This window comes from Kitasatospora sp. NPDC059673 (genome assembly GCF_042734215.1).
Lineage (GTDB): Bacteria > Actinomycetota > Actinomycetes > Streptomycetales > Streptomycetaceae > Kitasatospora.
The window spans coordinates 18,261-30,291 of the sequence record NZ_JBHWEN010000008.1 but is presented as its reverse complement, the minus strand read 5'-3'; the positions used below and the strand labels follow the sequence as shown (position 1 = coordinate 30,291).

Below are 12,031 nucleotides of genomic sequence, written 5' to 3'. Positions count from 1 at the left end.
GATCCAAAACGGCCCCCAGATCGTTATTGTTCAGCTGATCATGTGTCAAGTCAGCGGAATAACGGGGGCAAGGAATGATTCGCGTGCTGTTGGCGGAGGACATGCAGGTGCTGCGCAGAGCCCTGGTCGCCCTGCTGCAGTTGGAGCCCGACCTGGAGGTGGTCGCGGAGACCGGGTCGGGAGCGGAGGTGGTGGCCCGGGCGAAGGAGAACGCACCGGACGTCGCCGTGCTGGACATCGACCTGCCCGGAATGGACGGCATCACCGCCGCCGGGGAGCTGGCCCGGGAGGTGCCGGGCTGCCGGACGCTGATCCTGACCAGCCTCGGCCGGCCGGGCAACCTGCGCCGGGCGCTGGCCGCGCAGGTCGCGGGGTTCCTGTTGAAGGACATCGAGCCGGGCCAACTGGCCACCGCGATCCGTACGGTGGCGGCCGGCGGCCGGGCGATCGACCCGGTGCTGGCGGTCGCCGCGCTGGACTGTGAGCCCTCGCCGCTCACGCTGCGCGAACTGGAGGTGCTGCGGCTGGCCGCCGACGGCATGGAGGCCAGTCAGATCGCCGCCCGGCTGTTCCTGTCCGCCGGGACGGTCCGCAACTATCTGACCACCGTGGTCGGCAAGTTGAACGCCCGCAACCGGGTGGACGCGATCCGGATCGCGCGGGACGCCGGCTGGCTCTGACGGCCGCTCAGGCCGCTCTGGCAGGGGTCTTGCGGTGGCCGCTGCCGGAGCCGGACAGCGCCAGCGTGGCCGCGTCCAGGTCGATCGCCGCCTCCACCACGAACCATCCGGTGCCGTGCGGGCCCGCGGTCAGGGTGCCGCCGAGTTCGCGCGCCCGGGTGGTGAGGTTGCCGATGCCGCTGCCGCCGCCGGTGTCCCGCACCAGCGGCGGCTGCCCCGGCACGGCGCGGCGCACGCCGTCGTTGGCCAGCCGGAACCGGACGGTGCGGCCCTCGCGGACCGCCGAGATCTCGCACTGCTCGACCTTGCTGTGCCGCAGCATGTTGGTCAGCCCTTCGCGCAGCACCGTCGCCAGCACGGTCTCCACCTGCTGCGGCAGCAGCCCGAAGTCCAGCCGGGCGGTGCAGCGCACTCCGAGCGTGGCCAGCATCGCCTTGGCGCTCTCCACCTCCGCGCAGAGCGACATCTCCCGGTAGCCGCGGGCCACCGCCCGTACGTCCGAGAGGGCCTGACGTGCCGTCTGGAGGATCTCCGTCAGCTCCTGCTGCGCCAGCTCGTGCTGGCCGGGTACCAGCCGGTACGCGAGTTCGCACTTGAGGGTGATGGCGGAGAGGCTGTAGCCGAGCAGGTCGTGCAGGTCGCGGGCGAACCGCAGCCGCTCCTGCGCCACCGCCAGGGTGGCGAGTTCGGCGCGCGAGCGGTGCACCTCTATCACCAGGTCGGTCAGCCGGGACAGTCCGAAGATCACCAGGCCGTTGGTGATGGTGGCGACCGAGATGTAGAAGGTCTCACCGACCGGGTTGCCCATCAGCAGCATCAGCAGGTTGCTGACCGCCACCACGCCGGCGAACCCGGGCCAGGCCACCACCGGCCGCAGCAGCAGGAGCAGTGACCCGGCCAGGAAGCTCGGGATGCCGATCCACAGCGGGCCCAGCCAGCAGAACGGCGCGTAGGTGATCACCGCCTGCAGGGTCAGGGTCAGCGGCCAGCGCTTGGCCAGGGAGGGGACCAGGCGCGGGAAGGAGTGCACCAGCTGGATGCCGAGCAGCAGGGCCAGCAGGGCCAGCGTGCTGCCGAGCAGCAGCCCGCTGGGGTGCAGGGCGAGGACGTAACTGGTGGCCACTCCGGTGTAGCCGAGGAACACCAGGGCGGTGATCGCCACCGCGACCTTCGGTGCCAGCTGGTTGCCGCCCGGGTCGGGTGTCGGCCACGACACCTCATCGTTCACGATTTCCCCCTCGGACTCGTACGGTTCCCGCTTACCGCTTCTCCCGGATCGTACGGGACATGACTAGCCCTGGTCTGCTGCCGATGGGCTCGGACCGACCACGAACTCTCCGACGCTCGACTCGACCGCCCAGTCCAGGCCGAAGGCGCGGGCGGCGGTGTCCGAATTGCCGGAGGCGAGCGCGCACGGCGCCAGGCCCATCGCGGTGGACACCAGGTAGAGGCTCTGCATCAGCACGCCGACGTCCTTCATCAGACTGGTGTACCCGATGCCGCTGAAGGCGTGGGTGGTGCGCCGGAAACGGGCGGTGAGCACCAGGAGAAGCGGTGGCGGAAGGTCGGCGCCCAGGGTGGCCTGGGCGGCGGCCCGCAGCTCGGCGGTCTCGGCGGCCGGGGCGTCCAGCGGCTCCAGCAGGTGGCCGAGCGGGTCGTAGTGGTAGACGCCGGGCGGCAGTTCGGTGTCCGGTCCGGCCACCAGGTACAGCTCCAGGGCGTACACCGAGCCCATGCTCGGGTACGGCCGGCCGTCCCGGTCGGCGCCTTCGCGGATCCGGCAGGACCGGAACAGCAGTTCGCCGATCTGGCGGACGCTCAGCTGGTCCGGGCCGTACTGCCGCACCGAACGGCGGCGTTCCAGCACCGAGCTGAACGGCTCGTCGGTGGTGCGCAGTTGTTCCAGGTCGGGGCGGGGCAGCGGGATCGCGGCCCGGGCGCCGAGCGGCTTGGCGGTCGGCTCGGCCGGCATCCGGCCCAGGTGGGCGAAGGTCGCGCCGAACGGGCCGTCGCTGCGGCCGAGCCGGCTACGGGCGTGCATCATCATGTCGTCGGCGGACCAGCCGGCCAGCGTCGGGTCGTCGTCCTCGGCGTAGACGGGCTCCTCGGTGCCGGTGACGGGGTGCTCGGCGGCGACCACGATCCGGGCGGCCAGCAGGTAGCCGATCGCGGCGGCGGCCACCTCCGGGTCGAGCTGCAGGCCCACCGGCCGGTCGCCGCCCGCCAGCAGGGCCAGCAGCTGCACCATCTCGGGGCGGTGCAGCTGCACCCGGTGGTGGGCGAGCGGCGACTCCAGGCGCAGCCCGCCCTCGGCGTAGCGCAGCACCGCGAACCGGGACAGCCGGCACGGCCGGTCCCCGGGCGCCGGCTGCGGCTCGAACACGGTGTTGCGGGCCAGCGGGACGATGCTCAGCAGCGGGGTGTTGCCGAGTGCCAGGGTGCGCACCAGGCAGTGGCGGATCCGGCGCAGCCCGCGCAGCAGCTTGGTCACCTCGGGGGAGTGGTCCTCGGGCCGGTCGAGGTCCTCCAGGCCGGGGAAGCCCGGCGCCACGTTGTTCAGCGACACCGGGCCGAGCGTCATCCGTTCCAGTGCCGACCGCAGCACCGGGTCGGGGTTCGCGAAGTACACCGGCCCCCAGCGGGTCAGGACGGTCAGGGTGCCGTCCGGCCCGTCGTCCGGGTCGATCAGGGTGTCCTCGCGAAGCGACCACAGCTCGGTGAGCTGCGGGGCGGCCAGGCATTCGATACGCATCAGTCATCCAGCGCGGTGTGCGGGGCTGTTCAGACGAACAGCGGTACGGGGTTCAGCAGGTGGTACGGGGTGGGCGCGGCGAGCCGGCCCAGCCGCACCGGCACGTCGAACAGGCGGCCCGGGGCGAACCGGTTCCAGTGCGGACGCAGGCCCGGCACCACGACCTTGGCGACCGGCAGGCCCGCCTCCGGCCGGGTCTGGTCGAGCACCAGCAGTTCCATTCCGGCCCGGCGGAGCAGCTGTTCGGCGGCGGCGAGGTCGTCCCGCAGGTCCTCGTGCGGGCCGATCGCCGACGAGCAGCGCGGGGCCGGGGCGGGGCGGGCGGCCGGATCCGGCAGCAGGTAAGGGAGTTCGGCGACCTTCGCGGTGCGCATCCAGTCCATCGCCTGCGGGTCGGTGAAGCCGTAGCCGGTGCCGTCGGCGCGGGCGTCCACCACGTTCGGCAGCAGCTGGTTGACCTCCGCGAGGGCCCGGCGCAGCGCGATCGCCGGGTCCAGGTGGGCGCCGAAGCCGGGCATGATGTCCTCGGCCGGCTTGTCGGTGCGGCGGGAGAACGCCGCGACCACCGGGATGCCCAGGTCGGAGGTCAGCTCGATCGCCCACACCTCGCGGTGCAGCGAGGCGTGCAGCTCGCGCACCCGGGCGATCCACGGGTCGCCGTACGCGTCGAGGTCGATGCCGGGCAGGGTGGTGCGGTTGTACCACCAGAGTGCGATGGCGTCGCGTTCCACCAGCTCCAGGAAGCCTTGCAGGACGGCGTCCTCCAGCGTGCCGCCCGCTGCCGCGCCGTTGGAGTTGGCCAGGCAGTAGCGGCGGCCGCGCTGCTGCGGGGCGTTGTAGTAGAGGAGCGCGGCGGGCATCAGCTTCTGCCGCTGCTCGGTCAGCGACCACACCGGCAGCCAGTCGATCGGGTCGTCCTCGTCGAACGGGTCGGCGATCTGGTGGAAGGCCCCCGCACGGGCGTTCCACTCCTGCCGGCCCGCGAACTGGCGCGGATCGAACAGCTGGACGGTGTCGGGATGGACGGCGTCCGCCGCCAGCTCCCGGTAGCGGCCGCGGACGATCGGCTCGCCGCCCTGCAAGTGGCCGGAGTGCCGCTCCAGCGACTCGGCCAGCGCGCCGACCTCGGCCTGCAGCGCGCTCGCGCCCTTGCCGGAGGCGTTGGCGCGCAGCCCCGCGCGGACCGAGGCCAGGCCGGCGGCGCCGCCCACCGGGTTCAGCCCGGCGTGGAAGCAGTTCAGCTCGGCGGGCCCGCGCGGGTCGCGGCGGATCTCCTTGACCAGGCCGGTCAGCGGATCGACGTGGTGGCCGTAGCGCTCCATCATCTGCTCCAGCGTCAGCGCCCGGTGCCCGCCGCCGTCGGTCTGCGCCTTGGGCCGCGAACGCAGCACCACGGGCGCGTTGATCCGCGCCGCGACCAGCCCCGGGTCGCCGCACTGCGGGCACTCCGGGCGGCGGGTGACGGGGTGCCGGCGCCCGTCCAGGGCCAGCGAGTCCAGCGTCCACAACTGCCGCTGGCCCGGGTACCGGTAGCCGGCCAGCCACTTGGTGGCCTCCAGCGCGGCCAGCTGCAGCACCGCGGTGCGGGCCGCCGGCAGCGAGCAGGCGCGGCGCGGGGCCGGGCCGGTGCGCCCCAGGGCGCGCTGGACGTGCGCCTCGACCTGCCGGCCGCGCCACAGCCGGTCGGCCAGGCAGCTCCAGCACGCCCCGTCGGGCGCGAAGAACGGGCCGATCCAGGGCTCCACGCCGTCGGCCCGCACCGGCAGCCAGGGCCGGCCGGCCGCCCGGTGCGCGGCGTCGATCGTGCCGAGCGCCGGGTCCAGGTAGTCCTCGCAGAGCACCACCGTCAGGTCGGCGTCCGCGCCGCCGGTGACGGTGCGCAGGCCTGCGGCGTCCAGCGCGCCGCGCAGTTCGGGCAGGTCGGCGCCGTCCGGGCCGAGCGCCCGCACGGTGGCCGCGCCGAGCCGCTCGCCCGCCGCCTGTTCGTCCTGCCCGGCGGCCGACCAGTAGCCGCACTGGGCGGTGGCCGCACCGGCCGGGCGTTCGGACACCAGCCCGGCCCGGCGCAGTTTGGTGATCAGCCCGGCGGTCTGCGCCGCGCCGAGCCGGTCAGCGGTCTCCCGCTGGAGGTCGTACAGACTCCTCGTCCCGTCCAACAGCGGCGCCAGCCGGGCGATCTGCGCGCCGTGCAGCGCGGTGACCTGCTGGTCCGAGATCAGGTAGACGGCCTCGCCGGGAACCTGCTGCACGCTCAGGTGCGGCCGGAAGGCGAGGAAGTGGCCGGGGCCGGCCGGGTCGAGGAGCCCGCTCACGCCAGGCGTCCGGGGGCGGCCTCGGCCGGGGCGGTCAGGTAGGCGTCCGCGGCGCGGCAGAAGCACAGGATGCCGGCGCCGGTCGGCCGGGCGGCGGAGGAGTGCTGGCTCAGGTCCTCGATGAAGAGGTCGTCGTCCTGACCGATGACGCTGGTGAGGGGGCCCATGGTCTCTCCCGTGGTCGAGTTCGAGTCGTTGTTCGCTCGATGTGACCAGAAGTCTCCTGGGGGTGGCCGACAGGCAACAGTGCCAGCCTCACGAGCCGCACATGAAGGATTCACAGTCGCCGGATGCCGAAACGCATGCCCCGCTCGGGAATCTGGCACTGGTCGCCGCGGACGCGGCCGGGGGAGCCTGATGAAGGCAGCGGGCCCGCTCCGGCCCCGCATCGCCCACGACGCGTCCAGGCGGCTGCCGGACGGGTCCATCCACGGGAGGAACCCTCATGGACATCAGAGTGCTCGGCCCGCTCAGCGCCGAGACGCAGCGCAGTTCCATCGTGCCGAGCGCCGGCAAGCCGCGGCAGATCCTCGCGCTGCTCGCGCTGTACGCCAACCAGGTCGTCCCGGTGCCGACCCTGCTGGAGGAGCTGTGGGGCATGGACGCCCCGCGCAGCGCCCTCACCACCCTGCAGACGTACATCCTCCACCTGCGCCGGCTGCTCGCCCAGGCGCTCGGCCCGGACTCCCCGTGCAGCGCCAAGGACATCCTGGTCACCCGGCACGGCGGCTACCTGCTGGAGGTCCAGCCCGGCGCCGTGGACGTGCACGAGTACGACCGGCTCGCCGAACTCGGCCGGGACACCACCGACGCCGGCGACGACGAGGGCGCCGCCGTCATCTACCGGGAGGCGCTGGCCCTGTGGCGCGGGCCCGCGCTGGTGGACGTCAAGGTCGGGCCGATCCTGGACATCGAACTGGCCCGGCTTGAGGAGAGCCGGCTGCGGGTGCTGGAGCGCCGCATCGAGGCCGACCTGCGCCTCGACCGGCACGCCGACCTGGTCGCAGAACTCACCGGACTGACGGTCCGGCACCCCCTGCACGAGGGGCTGCACGCCCAGGCCATGGTCGCGCTGTACCGGTCCGGCCGGCAGTGGCAGGCGCTGGAGGTCTACCAGGCCCTGCGGGGGCGCCTGGTGGAGGAACTCGGCCTGGAACCGTCGCCGCGGGTGCGCAAGCTCCAGCAGGCGATGCTGGCCGCCGACCCGGCCCTCGACCGGATGCCCGGACGCCGTACCCCGATCCTCGACCTGTTCGCCGCCTGACGGCCCGTCGGCCGGTGGCCCCAGCGTCGCCCTGCCCCGCCTCGACGGATGTTCGAGGCGGCGACCGCACAGTGCTCCCACGCGTTCCGCCGCCCACCCCGGGCCGGAACCCCGTCCTACCCGACCGTGGGGGAGAAGTTGCGGATCATCGACCTGTCGTCACCGGTGGACGCGGCTGGCTGGGAGCCGGACCCGATCGTCCACGAGATCATGACGCCCGCCGAGGGCGCCCGTCACATGGCCGAGGAGATGCGCCTGCACTTCGGCCTCGAATTCGACCCGGCCGAACTGCCCGGCGGTGAGCTGCTCTCCCTGGACACGCTCACCCTCACCAGCCACACCGGCACCCACGTCGACGCGCCGTCGCACTACGGCTCGGTCGGCGACTACGGGGCGCCGCGCCACATCGACGCCATGCCGCTCGACTGGTTCCTGCGGCCGGCCCTGGTGCTCGACGTCTCCGACATCGGCACCGGCGTGATCGGCGTCGAGCGGATCGAGAAGGCCTTCGCCGAACTCGGCCACCGTCCCGCGCCGATGGACATCGTGCTGCTGCACACCGGCGCTTCCAAGCACGCCGGCACCCCCCGGTACTTCACCGACTTCGCCGGGCTCGACGGCCCGGCCACCGACCACCTGCTCGACCTCGGGGTCCGGGTGATCGGCACCGACGCCTGGAGCCTGGACGCCCCCTTCGGGCACATGATCCGCAGTTACCAGGAGACCGGCGACAAGTCCGTGCTCTGGCCCGCCCACTTCGCCGGGCGCCGCCGCGAGTACTGCCAGGTCGAACGGCTCACCAACCTGGACCTGCTGCCCGGACACGGCTTCACCGTCTCCTGCTTCCCGGTCAAGATCGCCGGCGCCGGAGCGGGCTGGACCCGCGCCGTCGCCCTGGTGGAGGAGTGAGCAGCGGCGGGCCACCGCGTCTGATCTGCTTCCACCACGCCGGAGCCGGCGTCTCCGCCTTCGCCCGCTGGCAGTCGGCGCTCGGCACCGCCGCCGAAGTGGTACCGGTCCTGCTGCCCGGCCGCGGGCTGCGGATCAGGGAACGGCGGATCACCGACCCCGACCGGCTGATCTCCGAACTCGACTCACTGATCGGGCCGTTGCTGGACCGCCCGTTCGCGTTCTACGGGCACAGCCTCGGCGGCCTGGTCGCCCACACCTGCGCCGCCGCGCTCCAGCGCGCCGGCGGGCCACTGCCCCAACTCGTCGCCGTGGGCGCCGTGCTGCCCCCGCACCTGCGCTCGCCGGTGCTGGCCGCCGCCACCCTGCCCGACGACGAACTGCTGCACCGACTGGTCGACCACGGCGTCCTGCCGCCCGGAGCGATCGACCCGGAAGAGACCGGAATGTGGCGGCGCCGGGTGCTGCCCGCGCTCCGCGACGACCTCCAGCTCGGCGAGGCCCTGTGCCGCGCCGCCGACGGCCAGACGCTGAACAGCAGGCTGCTGGCCCTCGCGGGCCGCACCGACCCGATCGCCTCACCCGGCGGAATCGCCCAGTGGGCCCGCTACGCCGCGGCCGGATTCGAGCTGCGCATGGTGGAGGGCGGCCACTTCTTCGTCCGGGAGCGCACCGCTCCCACCCTGCTCGCCGAGGTCCTGGACGGCCTGGGAGCAGCACCCGGGCTGGTGTCGAGCGTGGCTTGAGGCCGTCGGCGCAGGCTACCGGGCGGGCCCGACGGTGCGATCCGCAGGTCCGTCACAGGCCTTGAGAGAAGGCCACGAAAGGAAGGAACGGCGTTGAACACGACTATGGGGAGGCGGCCATGAGCCGGCGAGTGGTCATCACCGGGATCGGCGTGGTCGCCCCCGGCGGGGTCGGCACGAAGGAATTCTGGTCGCTGCTCACCGACGGCAGGACCGCGACCAGGGCGATCACGCTCTTCGACGCCTCCTCGTTCCGCTCGCGGATCGCCGCCGAGGCCGACTTCGACCCGATCGCCGCCGGGCTGAGCCCGCAGGAGATCCGGCGGATGGACCGGGCGGCCCAGTTCGCCGTCACCAGTGCCCGCGAAGCGGTCGCCGACAGCGGCCTCGACCTGGCCTCCCTGGACCCGTTCCGCACCGGCGTCACCGTCGGCAGCGCGGTCGGCGCCACCATGGGCCTGGACACCGAGTACAACGTGGTCAGCGACGGCGGCCGCGGCTGGCTGGTCGACCACCGCTACGCCGTCCCGCACCTGTTCGACTACTTCGTGCCCAGCTCCTTCGCCGCCGAGGTCGCCTGGAGCGTCGGCGCGCAGGGCCCCGCCGGAGTCGTCTCCACCGGCTGCACCTCCGGCCTGGACGCCGTCGGTCACGCCGTCGAACTCATCCGCGAAGGCAGCGCCGACGTGATGATCGCCGGCGCCACCGAGGCCCCCATCTCGCCGATCTCGGTGGCCTGCTTCGACGCCATCAAGGCCACCTCCCCGCGCAACGACGACCCCGAGCACGCCTCCCGGCCGTTCGACCGCACCCGCAACGGCTTCGTGCTCGGCGAAGGCTCCGCGATCTTCGTCCTGGAGGAACTGGACGCCGCCCGCCGGCGCGGCGCCCACATCTACGCCGAGATCGCCGGGTTCGCCACCCGCTCCAACGCCTACCACATGACCGGACTGCGGCCCGACGGCAAGGAGATGGCCGAGTCCATCCGGGTCGCCCTCGACGAGGCCCGGCTGCCCGGCACCGCCGTCGACTACATCAACGCGCACGGCTCCGGCACCAAGCAGAACGACCGGCACGAGACCGCCGCGTTCAAGCGCAGCCTCGGCGACCACGCGTACGCCACCCCCGTCAGCTCCATCAAGTCGATGATCGGTCACTCGCTGGGCGCCATCGGCTCGCTGGAGATCGCCGCCAGCGCCCTCGCCATCGAACACGGCATCGTGCCCCCCACCGCCAACCTGCACGAACCCGACCCCGAGTGCGACCTCGACTACACCCCGATCACCGCCCGCGAGCGGAAGATCGACACCGTGCTGAGCGTCGGCAGCGGCTTCGGCGGCTTCCAGAGCGCCATGGTGCTCACCCGACCCGAGCGGAGGACCGCATGAGCAGCGACCTGCTGGAGAGCACCCTTCCCAGCACCGGCACGGCCGGCGCCGTGTTCACCGGCATCGGCGTGGCCGCCCCCAACGGCCTCGGCACCGACGCCTGGTGGCAGGCCACCCTGGACGGCCACAGCGGCATCCGACCCGTCCAGCGGTTCGACGCCACCCAGTACCCCGCCACCCTGGCCGGCGAGGTCCCCGGCTTCGACCCCGCCGAACGCATCCCCGGCCGGCTGATCCCGCAGACCGACCACATGACCCGGCTCGCCCTGGTCGCCGCCGAGGAAGCCATCGGCCACGCCGGCCTCGACCTCGACCAACTCCCCGAGTACGCCGCGGGCGTGGTCACCGCCGCCTCCGCCGGCGGCTTCGAGTTCGGCCAGCGCGAACTGCAGGCGCTGTGGAGCCAGGGCGGCAAGTACGTCAGCGCGTACCAGTCCTTCGCCTGGTTCTACGCCGTCAACACCGGCCAGATCTCCATCCGGCACGGACTGCGCGGCCCCAGCGGCGTCCTGGTCAGCGAGCAGGCCGGCGGCATCGATGCCGTCGCCCAGGCCCGCCGCCAGCTCCGCAAGGGCAGCCGGGTGATCGTCACCGGCGGCGTGGACGGCTCCGTCTGCCCCTGGGGCTGGGCCGCGCAACTGGCCGGCGGCCGGCTCTCCACCGCGACCGACCCCGCCCGCGCCTACCTGCCCTTCTCGTCCGACGCTGCCGGGTACGTGGCCGGCGAGGGCGGGGCGATCCTGATCCTGGAGAACGCCGAGGCCGCGCAGGCGCGCGGCGCGACGGTCTACGGGCGGCTCGCCGGGTACGCCGCGACGTTCGACCCGCGGCCCGGCAGCGGGCTCGAACCCGGGCTGCGGCGCGCCATCGAACTGGCGCTCGGTGAGGCCGGGGTGACGCCCGAGCAGGTGGACGTGGTGTTCGCCGACGCGGCGGGCGCACCCGAACCCGACCGGCAGGAGGCCGACGCCCTGCGCGCCGTCTTCGGGCCGCGCGGCGTCCCCGTCACCGCCCCCAAGACCATGACCGGACGGCTCTACGCCGGCGGCGGCTCGCTCGACCTGGCCGCCGCGCTGCTCACCCTCCGGGACCAGGTCATCCCGCCCACCGTCAACGTCGAACAGGTCGCGGACGGCCTCGACCTCGACCTCGTCCTCGGCACGGCCCGACCCGCGACGGTCCGCACCGCGCTGGTCCTCGCACGTGGCGCAGGCGGCTTCAACTCCGCCGCCGTCGTCACCGCCTGAGCCCCCACACCCCACACCTTGCACCGCACACCAGAAAGGCACCACCAGCCATGGCCGAGATGACCCTGACCGAACTCACCGCCCTGCTCCGCGAATGCGCCGGCGAGGACGAGAGCATCGACCTCGACGGCGACGTCCTCGACACCCCCCTCGACGACCTCGGCTACGACTCGCTGGCGGTCCTCCAGACCACCGGCCGGATCGAGCGCGAGTACGACATCGAACTCGCCGAGGAGACCGTCGCCGAGGCCCACACCCCGCGCCTGCTGCTCCAGTTCATCAACGCGGGCCTGGCAGAGCGCGAGACCGCCGCCGTCTGACGCCTGCGGCGAGCTCCCCAGGGGGCGCGAGCGCCTGCCCGGCGGTGGGAAGGGGCCTCCTCCCCTCTCGCCCCACGCAGCCGCCCGCGCCCCTTTCCCATGCCCGCGAGAGCTTCTTTGCGCTCCGCGCGGGGCAGCGGGCGACGGGAGGATTGCGCTTCGCGCGGTGGCTCGTGCCGTAGGAGAGTGTCGCGCTGCGGTGCTGCGAGTGCTTTTTTGCGCTCCGCGCGGGGCAGTGGGCGTCGGGAGGTTTGCGCTTCGCGCGGTGGCTCGCGCCGTACGAGAGTGTCGTGCTGCGGTGCTGCGGGAGCTTGCGCGCCGCGAGTGCCGTGCGTTCCGCGCGGGGCAGTGGGCGTCGGGAGGTTTGCGCTTCGCGCGGTGGCTCGCGCCGTACGAGAGTGTCGTGCTGGGGT

11 protein-coding genes are annotated in these 12,031 nt (G+C 73.3%); 7 read left to right on the top strand and 4 right to left on the bottom strand.

The genetic code is table 11. From position 1 onward, the window contains the following. Nucleotides 1-74: 74 nt before the first annotated feature. A complete protein-coding gene (locus tag ACFV18_RS12010) occupies nucleotides 75-680 on the top strand; it encodes a DNA-binding response regulator (RefSeq protein ID WP_380482048.1) in 606 nt (201 codons plus the stop codon). A gap of 7 nt (nucleotides 681-687) precedes the next feature. On the opposite strand, the gene ACFV18_RS12005 is transcribed toward ACFV18_RS12010, so the two are convergent. From ACFV18_RS12005 to ACFV18_RS11990, 4 genes are all read right to left on the bottom strand, one after another. Beyond that, on the bottom strand, nucleotides 688-1,908 hold the full coding sequence (locus ACFV18_RS12005; RefSeq protein WP_380482047.1) for a sensor histidine kinase: 1,221 nt from the start codon (nucleotides 1,906-1,908) through the stop codon (nucleotides 688-690). 63 nt (nucleotides 1,909-1,971) lie between these two features. Continuing rightward, nucleotides 1,972-3,432: a SagB family peptide dehydrogenase gene (locus ACFV18_RS12000; protein WP_380482045.1), complete on the bottom strand. Its 1,461-nt coding sequence runs from the start codon at nucleotides 3,430-3,432 to the stop codon at nucleotides 1,972-1,974. 29 nt (nucleotides 3,433-3,461) lie between these two features. Continuing rightward, nucleotides 3,462-5,744: a TOMM precursor leader peptide-binding protein gene (locus ACFV18_RS11995; protein ID WP_380482043.1), complete on the bottom strand. Its 2,283-nt coding sequence runs from the start codon at nucleotides 5,742-5,744 to the stop codon at nucleotides 3,462-3,464. Further along, nucleotides 5,741-5,911, bottom strand: a complete 171-nt coding sequence (locus ACFV18_RS11990; protein ID WP_380482041.1) for a hypothetical protein — start codon at nucleotides 5,909-5,911, stop codon at nucleotides 5,741-5,743. Before ACFV18_RS11990 ends, ACFV18_RS11995 begins: the two co-directional genes overlap by 4 nt. A gap of 278 nt (nucleotides 5,912-6,189) precedes the next feature. On the opposite strand from ACFV18_RS11990, the gene ACFV18_RS11985 reads away from it, so the two are divergent. The 6 genes from ACFV18_RS11985 to ACFV18_RS11960 all read left to right on the top strand — a co-directional run bounded on the left by ACFV18_RS11985 (nucleotide 6,190) and on the right by ACFV18_RS11960 (nucleotide 11,618). Continuing rightward, nucleotides 6,190-7,008, top strand: coding sequence for a BTAD domain-containing putative transcriptional regulator (locus tag ACFV18_RS11985; protein WP_380482039.1), 819 nt, complete (start codon nucleotides 6,190-6,192; stop codon nucleotides 7,006-7,008). Between the two features lie 138 nt (nucleotides 7,009-7,146). Next, nucleotides 7,147-7,917, top strand: a complete 771-nt coding sequence (locus ACFV18_RS11980) for a cyclase family protein (protein WP_380482336.1) — start codon at nucleotides 7,147-7,149, stop codon at nucleotides 7,915-7,917. After that, the gene (locus ACFV18_RS11975; RefSeq protein WP_380482037.1) at nucleotides 7,914-8,663 is read left to right on the top strand and encodes a thioesterase II family protein; all 750 of its coding nucleotides are present in this window, start codon (nucleotides 7,914-7,916) and stop codon (nucleotides 8,661-8,663) included. The genes ACFV18_RS11980 and ACFV18_RS11975 overlap by 4 nt, the downstream gene beginning before the upstream one ends. 119 nt (nucleotides 8,664-8,782) lie before the next feature. Continuing rightward, nucleotides 8,783-10,051, top strand: coding sequence for a beta-ketoacyl-[acyl-carrier-protein] synthase family protein (locus ACFV18_RS11970; protein ID WP_380482036.1), 1,269 nt, complete (start codon nucleotides 8,783-8,785; stop codon nucleotides 10,049-10,051). Continuing rightward, a complete protein-coding gene (locus ACFV18_RS11965) occupies nucleotides 10,048-11,298 on the top strand; it encodes a ketosynthase chain-length factor (RefSeq protein WP_380482034.1) in 1,251 nt (416 codons plus the stop codon). Before ACFV18_RS11970 ends, ACFV18_RS11965 begins: the two co-directional genes overlap by 4 nt. A 50-nt stretch (nucleotides 11,299-11,348) precedes the next feature. Next, complete coding sequence (locus ACFV18_RS11960) at nucleotides 11,349-11,618, top strand: acyl carrier protein (protein ID WP_380482032.1); 270 nt, start codon at nucleotides 11,349-11,351, stop codon at nucleotides 11,616-11,618. The last annotated feature ends 413 nt before the right edge of the window (nucleotides 11,619-12,031 follow it).

What these genes read in the sequence shown, in the direction of transcription:
- ACFV18_RS12010 (WP_380482048.1), top strand. Translation starts at nt 75, where the DNA reads ATGATTCGCGTGCTGTTGGCGGAGGACATGCAGGTGCTGCGCAGAGCC.
- ACFV18_RS12000 (WP_380482045.1), bottom strand. Translation starts at nt 3,432, where the DNA reads ATGCGTATCGAATGCCTGGCCGCCCCGCAGCTCACCGAGCTGTGGTCG.
- ACFV18_RS11990 (WP_380482041.1), bottom strand. Translation starts at nt 5,911, where the DNA reads ATGGGCCCCCTCACCAGCGTCATCGGTCAGGACGACGACCTCTTCATC.
- ACFV18_RS11985 (WP_380482039.1), top strand. Translation starts at nt 6,190, where the DNA reads ATGGACATCAGAGTGCTCGGCCCGCTCAGCGCCGAGACGCAGCGCAGT.
- ACFV18_RS11970 (WP_380482036.1), top strand. Translation starts at nt 8,783, where the DNA reads ATGAGCCGGCGAGTGGTCATCACCGGGATCGGCGTGGTCGCCCCCGGC.
- ACFV18_RS11965 (WP_380482034.1), top strand. Translation starts at nt 10,048, where the DNA reads ATGAGCAGCGACCTGCTGGAGAGCACCCTTCCCAGCACCGGCACGGCC.
- ACFV18_RS11960 (WP_380482032.1), top strand. Translation starts at nt 11,349, where the DNA reads ATGGCCGAGATGACCCTGACCGAACTCACCGCCCTGCTCCGCGAATGC.